This is a genomic window from Corynebacterium wankanglinii (genome assembly GCF_013601005.1).
Lineage (GTDB): Bacteria > Actinomycetota > Actinomycetes > Mycobacteriales > Mycobacteriaceae > Corynebacterium > Corynebacterium wankanglinii.
This window is the reverse complement of record NZ_JABFED010000005.1, coordinates 75,001-88,435: the sequence shown is the minus strand read 5'-3', so window position 1 is coordinate 88,435 and position 13,435 is coordinate 75,001. Positions and strand designations below refer to the sequence as shown.

General features: G+C 67.9%; 8 protein-coding genes. 2 read left to right on the top strand and 6 right to left on the bottom strand.

Annotation, left to right across the window (positions count from 1 at the left end):
• Positions 1-2 precede the first annotated feature (2 nt).
• Both HMA55_RS07815 and HMA55_RS07810 read left to right on the top strand, forming a co-directional pair.
• Positions 3-1,289, top strand: coding sequence for an SAM-dependent methyltransferase (locus HMA55_RS07815; protein WP_181192579.1), 1,287 nt, complete (start codon positions 3-5; stop codon positions 1,287-1,289).
• A 10-nt stretch (positions 1,290-1,299) separates the two neighbouring features.
• Positions 1,300-1,650: a DUF3054 domain-containing protein gene (locus HMA55_RS07810; protein WP_219910483.1), complete on the top strand. Its 351-nt coding sequence runs from the start codon at positions 1,300-1,302 to the stop codon at positions 1,648-1,650.
• A gap of 168 nt (positions 1,651-1,818) precedes the next feature.
• Here HMA55_RS07810 and HMA55_RS07805 read toward each other — a convergent pair whose 3' ends face one another.
• The 6 genes from HMA55_RS07805 to HMA55_RS07780 are packed head-to-tail and all read right to left on the bottom strand — an operon-like array spanning position 1,819 to position 13,337.
• On the bottom strand, positions 1,819-3,360 hold the full coding sequence (locus HMA55_RS07805) for an acyl-CoA carboxylase subunit beta (RefSeq protein WP_181192490.1): 1,542 nt from the start codon (positions 3,358-3,360) through the stop codon (positions 1,819-1,821).
• Positions 3,357-8,057 carry a type I polyketide synthase gene (locus HMA55_RS07800; RefSeq protein ID WP_181192489.1) on the bottom strand — a complete coding sequence of 1,567 codons (4,701 nt, stop codon included), beginning with the start codon at positions 8,055-8,057 and terminating at the stop codon, positions 3,357-3,359. Before HMA55_RS07800 ends, HMA55_RS07805 begins: the two co-directional genes overlap by 4 nt.
• A gap of 35 nt (positions 8,058-8,092) precedes the next feature.
• Positions 8,093-9,910 (bottom strand): FadD32-like long-chain-fatty-acid--AMP ligase, encoded by a 1,818-nt coding sequence (locus HMA55_RS07795; protein ID WP_181192488.1) that lies wholly within the window; start codon positions 9,908-9,910, stop codon positions 8,093-8,095.
• An 11-nt stretch (positions 9,911-9,921) separates the two neighbouring features.
• Complete coding sequence (locus HMA55_RS07790; RefSeq protein ID WP_181192487.1) at positions 9,922-10,869, bottom strand: cutinase family protein; 948 nt, start codon at positions 10,867-10,869, stop codon at positions 9,922-9,924.
• A 21-nt stretch (positions 10,870-10,890) separates the two neighbouring features.
• Entirely contained in the window at positions 10,891-11,382 is a 492-nt protein-coding gene (locus HMA55_RS07785; protein WP_181192486.1) for a DUF732 domain-containing protein, read from the bottom strand.
• Positions 11,382-13,337: an alpha/beta hydrolase-fold protein gene (locus HMA55_RS07780; RefSeq protein ID WP_181192485.1), complete on the bottom strand. Its 1,956-nt coding sequence runs from the start codon at positions 13,335-13,337 to the stop codon at positions 11,382-11,384. Before HMA55_RS07780 ends, HMA55_RS07785 begins: the two co-directional genes overlap by 1 nt.
• Between the last annotated feature and the right edge of the window lie 98 nt (positions 13,338-13,435).

The window sequence follows — 13,435 nt, the reverse complement described above, 5'->3', positions numbered from 1 at the left end:
AGATGACCGTGGCGGATATCGTCGACACCCTTTTCCCCGCTGGCACCCCATTCAAGTGGGAAGCCTTCGACGGCTCATCAACGGGACCGGCAGATGCCAAGCACACCGTGAAGGTGAACAGCCCCGGGGGCCTGTCCTACATAGTCACCCACCCCGGCGACGTCGGCCTCGCCCGCGCCTGGGTCACCGACGGCCTGGCGGTTGAAGGCGCGCACCTCGCGCACCCCTACGAGGTCTTCGACGACATGCGTACCCTTTACAACAACTACAAGCGCCCAAACCCGCGCGAGCTCGTCCGCATCGCGCGCTCCCTGCGCTCCATGGGCGCACTACAGATCCAGCCAATCCCGGAGGCGGAGCAAGCGTCCTGGCTCGAGCGCACCATCCGCCAGGGCCTCGCCCCGCACTCGAAGGAACGCGACGCCCAGGTCATTTCGTCCCACTACGACGTGGGCAACGACTTCTACGAGCTGTTCCTCGGCGACTCCATGGCCTACACCTGCGCCTACTACCCCACCCCGGACGCCACGCTCGACGAGGCGCAGGAAAACAAGTTCCGCCTCGTCTTTGAGAAGATGAATCTTAAGCCCGGTGACAAGCACCTCGACGTGGGCTGCGGCTGGGGCTCCATGGTGCGTTACGCAGCCCGCCAGGGCGTGAAGTCCCTCGGCGTCACCCTGTCGAAGGAGCAGGCTGAGTGGGCGCAGGCGAAGATTAAGGAGGAGGGCCTCGAGGACCTCGCAGAGGTGCGCTTCCTGGACTACCGCGACGTCACCGAGACCGGCTTCGACGGCATCTCGTCGATCGGTCTGCTTGAGCACATCGGGGTGAAAAATTTCGCCTCGTACTTTGAGTTCCTCGCCGGCAAGCTGCGCCCGGGTGGTGTGATGGTCAACCACTGCATCACCTACCCGGACAACCACAAAACGCCGCGGGGTGACTTCATCAACCGCTACATCTTCCCGGACGGCGAGCTCACCGGCTCCGGCACGATCATCCACGAGATGCAGGACCACGGCTTCGAAGTCTTCCACGAGGAGAACATCCGCTTCGACTACATGCGCACGCTGCACGACTGGTGCGAAAACCTCAAGGCCAATTGGGATGAAGCAGTCGCGCTCGTCGGCGAGAACACCGCCAAGCTGTGGGGCATGTACATGGCGGGCTCCGAATGGGGTTTCGAGCACGACGTCGTGGAGCTGCACCAGGTCGTGGGCATCAAGCTTGCGAGCGACGGCTCCCGCGCCGGCACACCTGAGCGCCGGTGGTGGAACGACTCGGTGTTCTAGAATGGCCGGCATGCGCAACACCATCTCCAAGCCCTACGCCATCGCCGCCGACTACGTCGCCATCGCGGTGTTCGCCCTGCTCGCCCGCGCCGCCCACCAGTCCGACGAGATGCCCTTCAACTTCACCGGCTGGCTGTCCACCCTGTGGCCGTTCGCGCTGGGGGTCACGCTGGGTTGGCTGATCGCGCGTAAGAACAACGGCGGGGTCATCTGGATCGTCACCGTGGTCACCGGCCTGGTCATCTGGGGCATCCGCAACCAGGCGTTCCCCCACTGGTCCTTCGTCGTGGTCGCCACGCTCATGTCCGCGCTGCTTATGCTCGGCTGGCGCGGCGTGGCCAAACTCGCGCGCAAAAACTAAAACGCACCCGTCGGAAAGGCGGGTGCGCGGGGCTTCGGCGCGGATTAGAAGCCGATGCCGAAGTTCCAGGCCGGGTTTCCGGTCTGGATACCATTGATAAACCAGACCAGCATGCTGATCAGGTCGCCGAGGATATCGAGGGAGGAAGAAAGCATGGCAGAAACCTTTCTAGAGGGGGCTAATGGTGTGCTTCTTGGGCAGGTCGAATTCCTGCTTGGAGGCTAGTTGGCGAAGCGCTCGTCGTAAAGCGATGCGCGTCTGCGACGGCTCGATCATCTGGTCGATGTAGCCGCGCTCCGCCGCGACGTACGGGGAGGTCATCTCGGCGTCGTAGAAGTCCATGAACATCTTCTTCATGGCCTCGCGCTGCGCCGGGTCCTCGATGGCGGCGAGCTGCTTGCCCTGCAACATCACCACAGCCGCCGCAGAGCCCATCACGGCGATCTGGGCGGTGGGCCAGGCAAGGTTGATGTCGCCGTTGAGGTTCTTCGACCCCATCACCGCGTACGCGCCGCCGTAGGCCTTGCGCACAACGAGCGTCACCTTCGGCACGGTCGCCTCCACACCCGCGAATGCGAACTTCGCGCCGCGGTGGATCAGGCCCTGCCGCTCCTGGTCCACACCCGGCAGGTAGCCCGGTGTGTCCACCACGTAGACGATGGGGATGTTGTAGGCGTCGCAGGTGCGGATGAAGCGCGCGCCTTTGTCGGCGGCGTCCGCGTCGATGCAGCCCGCCAGGTGCATCGGGTTGTTGGCCACGAAGCCGACCGGGCGGCCGTCGATGCGCCCGAAGGCACAGATGAGGTTCTCCGCGTAATCGGACTGCACTTCGACGAGGTCCTCGTCGTCGCCGAGCTGCACGAGCAGATCCATCATGTCGTAGCCGGCGTTGGTGTCGTCCGGCATAAATGTATCCAGCGCCGTGTCATCCAGGTCCTCGTCGGGCTGCGCCGTGACCACGGGCGCCGCATCGAACGTGGAGGTGGGCAGGTGCGCGAGCAGGTCCTTCACGTAGTCGAAAGCGTCCTCTTCCGAGGCGACGACCGCCTGGATGTTGCCGGCGGCCTCCTGCACGCGCGCGCCGCCGAGCTCGGCGGAGGTGATGTCCTCGCCGGTGACCTCGCGGATCACGTTCGGGCCGGTGACATACATCTCGGACTCGCCGTCGACGGCCACCACAAAGTCGGTGGTCACGGGCGCATAGACGGCGCCGCCGGCGGACTTGCCCAGCATGATCGAGATCTGCGGCACGCGGCCCGACAGAGGCAGCTGGCGCTTGGCAATCTCGGAGTACATGGCCAGCGACGTCACCGCGTCCTGAATACGCGCGCCGCCCGAATCCTGGATGCCGATCACGGGGCAGGAGATCTTGATCGCGAACTCCATGACCTCGGTGACCTTGCGGCCGAACGTCACGCCGACGGAGCCGCCGTAGACGGTCTTGTCGTGGGCGTAGACGGCGACCGGCCGGCCGTCGATGCGCCCGTAGCCGGTGACCACGCCGTCGGAGTACACCGCGTCCGGGTCGCCGGGGGTACGGGCCAGGGCGCCGATTTCCACGAACGAGCCCTCATCCAGCAACGCGTCGATGCGTTGGCGCGGGGTGGTGCGCCCGGCGTCGTCGCGGCGCTTCCGGGAGCGCTCGGAGCCGGGGTCCTGCGCCTTGTCCAGTCGCTCGCGCAGGTCTTGGAGTTTATCGGCGGTGGTCATCGCTTCCCCTCAATCCATGCGTTCATGTGCTTGCCCACGATCCCCACAGCCGGCTCGTCCACCACCGCGAGGTGGTCGCCGGGCAGGTGGACGATGGTCAGGTCGCGAACGATCGCGCCCCAACCGCCGTCCTCGTCGATGTGAGCGTAGTTCGGCTCCAGCTGGATCGCACCGTCGTGCATGCGCTCGGAGCGGAACAGCAGCACCGGCACGTCCACGTCCGCCCAGCGGGTGAAGTCGAGGTGGTTGAGAATCTGGTTGTCCACAAACGAGGCCCGCTGGTGCTCCAGCACACCGGCGGCCAGACCGTGCTCGGAGGCGTCGGTGGTAGCCAAGAACTCGGTGAGCATCGCAAGCAGCGCGTCCTCGCCAGCGGTCTCGAGCAGCTCGTACGGCACCTCGAACTCGAGGCCGTACGTCTCCTTGGCAAACGCGGCGTAGCGGCCCCAGCGTGCCTTCGTCTCCTCCAGCGTGTCCGGGATCGGCTCGGAGGGCTGCGTCGTATCCAGCAGCGCGATGAACTCGACGCGCTCGTTGCCCAGCTGGTGCGCCACCTCGTAAGCCAGGGCGCCGCCGAACGACCAGCCAGCGAGCACAACCTTGCGCTCCCCCGCGATCCGGGTGATGTCGCGGACGTACTCGGCGGCGCGCTCCTCCAGTGAGCCCTCGAGACGCTCGACGCCGTAAACCGGCACGTCATCCGCCAGCCGGCGCGCCAGCGGCGTGTACACCGAGCTCGACCCACCCGCCGGGTGGAACACAAACACGGGAGTTTTGTCCGCCGCGCCGTCGCGGAAGACGCGGATGTTGCCGTCCACCGGCGTCTCCAGGCCTTCGCGCACGAGGTTCGCCAGCGGCTCGAGCGTCTGCGCGCCCAGCACGTCCTCGGCGGTGACTTCGATGCCGGAGCGGTCGGTGAGGTGGGCAGCGATCTCGCCCGCCTGCTCCTTGCTTATCGACGGCAATGCTGTCGTCACACCAGCAGCCGCCGCCCCCGCGTACTTCGCCCACGCACCGAACACCATGCGCTCGGACGCGTCACGCGGGGCTACGCCCACGCCGTGGGCCTTTTCGGCGGCCGCGGCCGGGTTTCGGGCCTCGTCGTTGTACGTCAGCGGCTGCGGCTCGTCGGTGCGGCCGGCGACGGCGTCCTCGACGATGCGGATCACGTCGGCGACGGAGGCGTCGCGAAGCGTCTGCACCTGCAGCGGCGGGATCTGGAAGTCGTTTTCCACGCGGTTTTTGATGCGCATGCCCATCAGCGAGTCCAGTCCGAGGTCGATCAGCGGCAGCTCGTCGGGCAGATCCTCCGCGTCGTAGCCCATGGATTCGGCAACGATGTCGCGCAACCGGTCGGCGACGGTCTCGCCGGAGGCGGGGTCCCAGCGCACCGCGTCGATGTCGCTGTCGGGGGTGGGGGCCGAAGGTGCGTCGTCAAGCGGTTGTTCCATGACACCTTGGACCGGCGCGCGGTCGGTGGTGGACGCGAAACCCTCAGCGACCAGCGTGGAACCGTCGTAGACCTTGATGGACACGCCGCCGAGCGAGGACGCGGCGATGGTGGTTACCTCGCCGTCCGCGGGCAGGTAGCCGTGCTCCTCGGTGGCCACCACGTGCGCGTCGGGCGCAACCTCGGCGGCCGCGGACTCGATGAGCTGGTGCGGGCTGAAGATCTGGTCCGCGGCGGTGGCGAATGCGACCTCCCCGCCCGGCAGCGTCACGCGCGAGCCCAGCATCGACGCACGCGAGGACGACGGGCGCGCCGGCGTCCAGTGGTCCACCTGCTTGAACACGGTCTTCGGTGCCGGCACGACATCGCCTGCGCCGTAGAACGCGCCGAAGTTCACGTCCATGCCGTTGACGTACAGCTTGGCGGCGAGGTCGAGCAGCGACTCCAGCTCGTCCACCTTGCGCTTGGTGGTGTAGAGCAGCTGGGCGTCGGGTTTGCCGGAGGCGAACGCGGTGTTCATCATGCCCATCAGCGCCACCGGGTTCGGGGTGACTTCCACGAGCGTGGTGTGCCCGGCCGCGAAGGCGGCTTCGGTGGCGTCCTGGAAGTACACCGGCTGGCGGGTCATGCGCAGGAAGTACTGGTCGTCGTGGACCACCTGTCCCGGCTGGTACACCTCGCCGCGGTCCACCGAGGTGAACAGCGGCACGCGCAGCGGCTTGGCCTCGATCCCCGCGATCTCTCCCGCGAGGTCGCCCATGATCGGGTCGAGCGCGCTGGTGTGGCCCGCGCCGCGCACGTTGAGCTTGCGCGCGAACTTCTCCTCGGCTTCGAGCGCCGCCACCAAGTAGTCGACGGCTTTGCCCGGCCCGCCGACGGTGGTCATGCCGGGGCCCGCGTACACGGCCGGCTCCACGCCCGCCGCTGGCTCATGCTTTGCGACGAACTCCGCAAGGTCCTCCCGCGACAGTTCCACAACCGCCATCGCGCCTTCCTGGTCGGTACCGGCGATCATGGCTTCGCCCTCGCCCATGAGGCGGGCACGGGCGGTGGCGATGAGGATGCAGTCCTCGGCGCTTAAGCCCCCGGCGCCGTAGGCCGCGGCGATCTCGCCCATGGACATGCCCATCGTGGCGGCCGGGGTGATGCCGGCGGCGGCGAGCAGGTCCGTCTGCGCGATCTGGATCGCGGTGATGGTGACCTGGCCATTTTCGGTGTCGTAGGTCAGCTCGTCGTTCTCAATGATCTCCAGCATGGACCAGCCGGCTTGGAACTTCACCATCTCATCCAGCTCGCGCATGCGGCGCGCGAACAGCGGCGAGCGGGCCATGAGCTCCTTGGCCATCTTGCGGTGCTGGGAGCCGAAGCCGGAGTAGACGAACACCGGGCCCATCGGGGTGGGCGCGTCGGCAGCGGCGATGCCGGGGCCGATCTTGCCGTCTGCGACTTGGCGCAGCCGGCGCACGGCCTCGTCGACCGTGCTCGCCTGCACGACCGCGGCGGAGCGGCCGTGGTTGTGCTTGGCCAGGGAACGGGCGACCGGAATCAGGTCGGCGTCGGCGCGGCCCTCGAGGAAGTCCGCCAGCACGCCGGCCGCCTCCTTGCGCCGCGACGGCAGCAGGCCGGACACCGGCAGCGCGGCCGTGTCCACGCCCTCGAACGCCGGCTCCGCCTCGGGTGCGCCGGTGTCGTAATCTGCGGGGTCGAAGTCCGCCACCACCACGTGGGCGTTCGTGCCGCCGAAGCCGAAGCCGGAGATGCCGGCGACGCGGCGCCCGGAGTAGCGCGGCCACTCGCGCGGGTCTTGCACGACCTCGATGCGCTCGGCGTCGAAATCCACGTAGTGGTTCGGCTCCGTGAAGTTGATGGATTCCGGGATGGTGTCGTGCTTCAGCGCCTCGAGCACCTTGATCATGGCCACCACGCCGGCGGCGGACTCGGAGTGGCCGATGTTGGACTTCGCCGAGCCCAACAGCAGCGGCGCGGAAACGTCGCGCCCGCGGCCGAGCACCTCGCCTAGCGCGGTCGCCTCAATCGGGTCGCCCAGGATGGTGCCGGTGCCGTGGGCTTCGACCAGGTCCACCTCGTGCGGGTCCACCCCGGCGTCGGCGTAGGCGCGACGCAGCACGTCCACCTGCGCCTCCGGGTTCGGGGCGGTCAGGCCGTTGGAGTGGCCGTCCGAGTTCGTCGCCGACCCCTTGATCACCGCGAGCACCCGGTCGCCGTCGCGGATGGCGTCCTCCACCCGCTTGAGCACCACAAAGCCGGCGGCGTCGGCACGCACGATGCCGTCGGCGTCGTCGGAAAACGCGTGGATGCGCCCGGTCGGCGAGATCACGCCGAGCTCCGAGAACGCCAGCGACGCGAACGGGTTCGCCAGGATGTTCACGCCGCCGGCCAGGGCCACATCCGCCTCGCCGTCGCGCAGCGCCCGCACCGCGTGGTGCACCGACACCAGCGACGACGAGCAGGCCGTGTCCACGTTCATCGACGGGCCCCGGAAGTCGTACGCGTAAGAAATGCGGTTCGGGATCACCGCCGACGACGCGCCGGTCAGCGCGTACGGGTGCGCCTCTGCCGGGTCGGCGGCGATGAGCATGCCGTAGTCGTTGTTCGACGAGCCGACGAACACGCCCACCGGCTCACCGCGCAGCTCGCTCGGGGCCAGCCCCGCGTCCTCCAGCGCCTCCCACGCCACCTCGAGCATGATGCGCTGCTGCGGGTCCATGTTCTGCGCCTCAAGCGGGGAGATCCCGAAGAACTCGTGGTCGAAGGACGCGATGCCGTCCATGTACCCGCCGTCGGTGTTCTCCTCCGCCATCTTGGTGCGCACGACCGGGTCGCCCAGGTATTCGTCCCAGCGCATGGCCGGAAGGGGGCTGGTGGCGGAGCGGCCGTCGATAAGCATCTGCCAGAACTCGTCGGTGTTGCGCGCCCCGGGGAAGCGGCCGGCGGACCCCACGATGGCGATGTCGTGGGAGCTCGTCGCCTCTCGACGTTCCACCGTCGGCGCCGCCCGCTTCTGCGTGAGCAGCGCCTTGGCCAGCGCCGCGATGGTCGGGTACTGGTAGGCGACGGTCGGGTCGACCCGGCGGCCGAGCAGCTTCTCCAGCTCGCCGGAGAGGATCACCGCGTCGCGGGAGGCAAGACCGTAGGTTTCGAGCGGCGTGGTCGGGTCCACCGAGTCGACGCCGGTGGCGCCCTTGACCCACTCGGTGAGCCACTGGATCAGTTCATGCTCGTTCATAACAGTCCAGACTATCGGCCTGCCGGGCGGTTCCGTTACTCCGCTGCAGCGTGTTCGCGTTCGGTGAACTGCTTCGCGTTGACGCGGCGGGCGATCTTGCCGGCGGTGGAGCGCGCGATGCCACCCGGTGCGCGGAACTCCACGACCTCGGGGGAAATGCCGTGGTGAGTGGTCACGGCCGAGCGGATGGCGTCCTCGGCGGCCGCGTCGCCGTCCTCGGTGGCGCCGTCGGCGCGCTCCGCGAGGATGATCAGGCGCTCCACGTCGTCGCCCGCCACCGCAAACGCGGCCACGGAGTCCTGGCGCACGTGGTCAGTGGCCTCCATCGCGGTGGCCTCGATGTCCTGCGGGTAGTGGTTGCGCCCGGCAACCACTACCAGGTCCTTGACGCGTCCGGTGATGTAGAGGTGCCCGTCGAGCACCGTGCCCAGATCGCCGGTGGCGCACCAGTTGTCTTTGGGCAGGCCTTCCTGGAGGGTGGTGCCGATGGTGTTGCGGAAGGTCGCCTCGGTCTCCTCGGGGCGGTCGAGGTAGCCGGCGGCGACGTTGTTGCCGTTGACCCAGATCTCGCCGATGTCGCCGTCCGGCAGCTCGTTGCTCGTCTCGGTGTCCACGATGGCGAAGTGCATCCACTTCACCGGCTGCCCGTTGGACGCCATCGGCACCCCGCCCTCGGCGGGCACCGCCTTGCCCTCGGCGAGTGCGGCGCGGTCGAACTCGATGAACTTCGGGCGCTCCTCAGTGCGGTCCGTGGCCACCAGCAGGGTGGTCTCCGCCAAGCCGTAGGAGGGGCGCAGCACGGTGCGGTCCAGCCCCGACTCGCCGAACGCGCCGACGAAGGCTTCCACCCCCGGCTTGGTCACGGACTCGGAGCCGATGATGATGCAGTCCACCGCGGAGAAGTCGTACTGCTGCGGGTCTTCCGGCGCGGCGTAGCGGGCGGCCAGGTCGAGTGCGAAGTTCGGGATGCAGGTGTAGATGTGGACGTCCGAAGGGTCGTCGTCGCGCTTTGAGAGCATGTCCACCCAACGCTTCGGGTTCTGCAGGAAGTCGCGCGGGCTCATGATCTCCAGCACTTGGCCCAGCACGACACCCAGGATGGCGACAATAACGCCCATGTCGTGGTGCTGCGGCAGCCAGGTGGGGATGCGCAGAGGCGCCTCGAAGCGCAGCGCCTCGTTGATCTGCAGCACGTCGGTGACCAGGGCCTCGTTGGTGATCATCACACCGGCCGGGTTGCGGGTGGAGCCGGAGGTGTACTGCAAAAAGCAGATGGCGCCGGCGGTGTCCTCGCCCTCGACCGGGGCGATGGGCTCCCAGGAGTCGGCGAGCGTGTCCGGCAGAGAGTCCACGGCCAGGATGCGGGGGCGCTCCCTGGCCGGCAAGTCCGCGAAGAAGGCGCGCACGGCCGGGGCACCGGTGGAGTTGGTCACCACGATGCGCGCGTTCGCGTCCCCGAGCACGGCGCGCAGGTGCGCCTCGTGGCCCGGCTCGTTCGGGTCGTACAGCGGCACGGGTACGAGCCCTGCGTAGAGCGCGCCCATGAACGCGATGAGGTACTCCGCGGAGTTCGGCGCCATGATGGCCACGCGATCCCCCGGCTGGCCGATCTGCGCGAGCCGCGCCGCGACGGCCTTGATGCGGGTGTTGACCTGTGTGCGGGTGAAGGTGCGGGCCTCGCCGCCGGGGTCGGAGGTGAAATCCCAGTCGCGGATGTTCACGGCGTCCCCGCCCCCGGCGGCCAGGTGGGCCTGGTAGATCGTCTCGCTCAGGCGCGGGAGGGTGAAGTGCTCCGGCAGCGCGATCTGGCCGTCGCCGTCGAAGAACTGCGCGATGAGCTGTTGCAGATCCATGCCTGAACTCCTTAGCTGTCTACTACGTTTCGGATCCAACCTACAGTCCACTCCGGCACCGTGGTTCCCGGAATCACAGCCGGGTTGGTTGCGTACATGGCGTGGTTGCCGTTCGCGGCGATCAGCGCCTGCGCACGTTCGATGGCGTTGCCCACGCCCTGGGGCGCGTCGCACACGGTGTCGTCCGGCGCGCAGATCTCAAACGCGCGGTCCTCCACCAGGCCGAACCCGCCGGGACGCGGGCCGGTCATGGTCGCGCCGGGCGTGGCGGCGTTGACCACCCGCTGCAGCGGCAGCATGGCGATCTCCGCGCCCACGCCGGTGACCTCCGCACCCGGGTTGACGCCCACGCCATTTTCGCGCCGGCCGTCAGCGATCATCACCGCGCCGAGCAGCCGCTCCGGGTCGATGGGACCGGCGCTGTTGCCGATCTGGGAGGCCACGTCGCCCACGATCACCGCGCCCTGGGAGAACCCGGCGATGACGAACTTCGTCGACGGGCAAGTCTGCGCCACAAACCGCAGCTCTCCCGCCAGTTTGGCGGTGCCTTCGGCGCGCGAGTCGTCGTACGTCATCTCCGCTCGCCCGCGCTGCGTTTGAATGTTGCGGAACTGCGCGGTGTACGGGACCGTGAACACGCGCACGCGGTTGATGTCGTACATCTGCTGCAGCGGCTGGGTGATGGAGAGCATGAAGCTCGCCGGGTTGGCCTGCGGGTTGAACGGGTCGTCGTCCGCGGCGGACTCCCAGGTCCCTGGCACGGAAACAACCTCCACCGCGGGGCACCACGCAGGCTCGGCGGGGGTTGTCGGCTCCGCCTCGGTGGAGGTCTCCAGCGGCCCATCCGCCACGGGCGAACCACTCTCGGAGCTGGTGCGCCATTGGTAGATGCCGAGCCCGATCAGCGACAGCACCACAATCACGGCGGCGACGACAAATACGTTGCGCGAGGTGCGCATGAGCCACGGCTCCCTTCTGTGTTAGGAGCAGAGGTTGGCGCGCGCGGTGTCGCTAATCAGCGCCGCCACGCCCGCCGCGTCCATGTCGGTGCGGCGCTGCTCCACAAGCTGACCTGCCACCGCGTCGCGGGTGATCAGGTTGTCCGCACACACCGTAGCCCCGGTGGCTGTGAGCTGGTCTTCAATCCCGTCGACGTTGACTCCGCTTTCCCTGAGCTGCGCCAGGTACGCCTCCTCCTGCGGCGAAAAGGCGCTCGCCTGTTGCGGCACGTCCGTTACCTCGCGCGCGGGCTCGTCTTCGGGGCCATTGCCTATCGACGAGCTCCGCTCCCGCGCCGTCGTCGTAGCGGAAGACGGCGTAGCCGACGAAGACGACGAAGACTCAGTCTCCGTGACCTCAGACGTCACCGTGGGGGTCTCCGTCACCTCGTCGGAATCGACGGTGGCGCCCCCGCAGGCGGTGAGGGCGGCGGCGCTGGCGGCCGTCGCCAGGCACAATGCAACCTTGCGCACTACTTCTTCCTCACGTTGACGTGGCCGTTGACCTGCTCGATCGTGCCGCGCTGGAACTCGATGGTCAGCCCGCCCGCCGGGATCTTAGCCATGTCCTTGACCGGCCAGCCCAGCTCGCCCTGCTCGTAGCCGCGCTTGCCCCACTCGTCGAAGATGTCGCCGGTGAGGATGGTGTGCGCGCCGGTAGCCGCGGACCAGTAGATGTTGCCGTGCTCGAACGGCTGGAAGAAGCCGCCCCGCACCGCGATCTCGTTGCCGGTCGGGTACCCCAGCTCCGAGGTGGCGGTGCCGAGCTCGCCGTACTTCTCGCCGATCGCGCCGTGGACCACGAAGTGGCTGCCGTCCGGGTTGCGGGTGAGGTAGCCACCCTGGAACTTCTGCACGTAGCCCTTGCCCACCTGGTTGGCCTCAGCTACCGGGTACTTCAGGTCGCCGCGCTCGTAGCCGTTTTTGCCCCATGCCTCGAACATGTCGCCCGGGATGGCGTACGCGCCGGTCTGCGGGGTCCAGTACACGGAGCCGTGCTGGAAGTGCACGAAGCGGCCGACGCCGTCCGGCGCCGCGGTCTCGCCCGTGACCGGGAAGCCGAGCCAGCCAGCCGGGCCACCGAGCGCGTTGTACTTGGCCAGGATCGCGCCGAACAGCGCGTGCGCGCCGGTCTCCGGGGACCAGTAGGCGGTGCCGCCGCGGAAGTCCTGCGCCTTGCCCTTGGTGTCCTTGCCCGCGTCGTACTCGTCGTTGACGCACGAGCCGATGATGCCGGCCTTCGTCTCTTCCGCGATAGCTCCGATCGGGGTGCACTTCGAGCCGCGGTCGGCTTCCGGCACGTTCAGAGCGTTCGCGATGTACGGCCAAGCCTGGGCCATCTCGAACTGCCAGTACTCCCAGGAGTGCACACCGGACGGGCGGAAGCGCACGATCGGTTTCACAGACGTGCGGGAGGCGTAGTCCACGAAGGTCTGGGTGGACAACCGCGAGATGACCTCCAGGCCAACACCCGCGGGGTTCGCCTGCCCCTTCGCCACGGATTCGGCGTTGCCGAAGTCGTCGCGGCCAGAGCCCGCGGAGACGTAGACCGCCATGTCTTTGAGGTTCTCAATGCCCAGCTTCGGGTCGTGGTCGATCCAGTCCTGCGAGCCCAGCGGGCCCCACATAGCCTCCGAGTTGTACCCGCCCGCATCCAGCTGCGCGGCCTTGATGGCAGTGGGCATACCGGTGGTGGTGGTGTCCAGGTAGCCGGAGAAGGAGCCGACGAACTTGAACAGGTGCGGGTTGCGTTCCGCCAGGTTGACCGCGGCGGTACCGCCCATGGACAGGCCCACTACTGCGCGGGAGCCGTTGGAGCGGAACTCGTTGGTCAGCACCGGGATGAGCTCCTTGGTCAGGAACGTCTCCCACTTGTAGTGCTTGCCGTTGTTCTCGCGCTGCCAGTCGGAGTAGAAGGAGGATTCACCGCCGACCGGCAGGATCACGTTGACGTTCTTGTCGGCGTAGAACTGCTCGATGTTGGTCTCGATGGTCCAGCCGTTCTCGTCGTCGCGCGCGCGCAGGCCGTCGAGCGCCCACACTTCGGGGAACTTCGCTGTCGGGTTGGAGTGCCAGTCGCGCGCCAGGAGGATCTGCACCTGGATCGGGTGCTGCGGCATGGACGGGGAGTTGATGAACACGGCCACGCGGCGGTTGGTGATCCACTCGATGCGGTCCACCTTCACGCCCTCGGGCAGGCCCGGGACCTGCGGGTTCGTCTCCACCTCGATCGGGGTGCGCTTCGGCGGGTCGTGCGGGCGCAGGCCGTCGGAGATGCCGCGGTTTGAAGACAGCTGCGAGGACAGGTCACCCGGCAGGCTCGACTGGGCGCTGGTAGCGGGCGCAACGACGGGCGCCAGCGTCAGCGCAACAGCGGCGGGCAGCACTGCGGCGGCAAGCCGCGTGGGGGTGGTTCGGTTGTCTCGCATGAGTCTCCTACCTCGTCTGGCTACTTGTGTCACAAGAGTATCGGCTTAAAGCTTAAGTTTCACTTGAGGGTTTAATCGACTGCGACACGCGCAGCGTT